Here is a 1,721-nt window from a genome sequence, read left to right on the forward strand (position 1 = left end):
GCTATTAAATTCTCCAGTTACTTGTCCGGTAATGGTGACGGTGTCTTTTGATTCTTCGGTGTTAATTACGTTGTCTTCTGTGACGTCATTAACCATGATTTGAGTGGTGCTATTATCTGGACCACTGGTGTCAAGAGGTGCTATAGTTTGAGTAATCGTGTTACCCATATTTCCCGCTTGATCGGTAATAGTAGCTGAGATTTGAGAAGGATCGGTATTAGGAGTGACATCGATTTCAAGACCTTTATCAATCATCTCTTCAGTGATGATATAATCAACACCATCTACTGTTAAGATATCACCTGGCTTAGTGGTTTCGAATTCATTACTAGACGTTGGAAAGTTAATAGTAGCGGTAACCGTTCCATTACTGCTTATCTCATCACTATTGTATACTCCATCTGGACCTGGAGACTCAATGTCAATAGTAGGGGTTAGCGGCGGTGTAGTATCTACGTTAAACTCGACGAGTATGCGGCTTCCACCGGTAAAATCTTCTCCATTAAAATAACTGTCTGCACGAATTTCGATTTGACCAAATCCGTTAAACCCAGGTAAAGCTGTAATGGTCCCTGTAAAAGTTTGATTATCTTGCGTTTCAAAACTATCAATAGTTACACCTTCTGGCAGAAGGTCAGATAGGGTTAGACCTGCAACTTTGGTATCAAACACCAAAGTGAAGTTTGTAGTTTCGCCTTTAGCAAGTTCCGTATCATTTACTGAAAACTCTCTGATATTAGTAGCCATGTTGAATTATCCTTAATTTAATTGAAAATGTGGGTCTTATTAATTATGTCTATATTATGATTTCTGATAATATAATATTATTTTCAAATAGCTGATTTCCTTCGTTATTAATAGCTACAATATTATAATTCCATGTATTCGGTTCGATATTAGAGTCTCCTGCTGGACCATTTTCATCAATTAATTGGAAGCCATAACCATCTACTACTCCATCATTATCGACATCTGTAGCTAGAATTTCAAAGTTGGAGTCTTCAGATATATTAGAAAATTCTCCGTTTGATAATAAAAATGCGAAATCACTAATATCATCTGAAAAATTATCAAATAATTCAGCGCGCACTGATATATCAGATTGCTGAGAACCGCTATACATTAATACAGTATTATCATCTACTGCTGCCTTAGCAGTTGAAGACTCTTTATTACCAGCAATATCAAAATTTACTGCTGTAATATCAGAAGAATCTGATAATCTATTCAAAGCAATAGTGACCTCGGCTTCATCAATACCATCACCGTTAATATCTCTACTATTGAGATTTATGGCAGATTGAATAGCAGAAGGATCATTGGTCGCATCTTTACCATCAAAAGTTAACCACTGCCATGTACCATTGTCATCTCTTATAACAGTAGCATCATGCTTTATACCAATGCTTTTAGTTTCAGGGTTGTATACCTCATCAATATAAGTAAAGCTCAATTTTGAAGTATCCTCATCTGTACTCGATGTAATAGTGGCACTACCTTGTCGATCCACCCGAATTAGATTCGATCCTGGAATATCACCCTCCCATACAGGCGTGTTAGTTTCACGTGGGGCTATTATTGGAATACTTGGGGCGATAAGATCAACAATTAGCTCAACACTTGTACTGTTTGAGGTGTTGCCCGCAGCATCTGCTACATAGGCTTCAACTTCAATGTTGTCAGCTTTACCATCGTTGTCACTATCTATTAAGTCTGCAGGT

At 37.3% G+C, this 1,721-nt stretch carries 2 protein-coding genes; both read right to left on the minus strand.

Going from position 1 to position 1,721, the window contains the following annotated elements; genetic code table 11:
- Nucleotides 1-747, minus strand: a 747-nt coding sequence (locus tag H140_RS14820) for an Ig-like domain-containing protein (RefSeq protein ID WP_033427096.1), incomplete at its 3' end; no start/stop codon positions are given.
- A gap of 49 nt (nucleotides 748-796) precedes the next feature.
- A partial coding sequence (locus tag H140_RS16090) for a hypothetical protein (RefSeq protein ID WP_033427097.1) occupies nucleotides 797-1,721 on the minus strand: 925 nt, incomplete at its 5' end.

Source organism: Psychrobacter lutiphocae DSM 21542, assembly GCF_000382145.1.
Lineage (GTDB): Bacteria > Pseudomonadota > Gammaproteobacteria > Pseudomonadales > Moraxellaceae > Psychrobacter > Psychrobacter lutiphocae.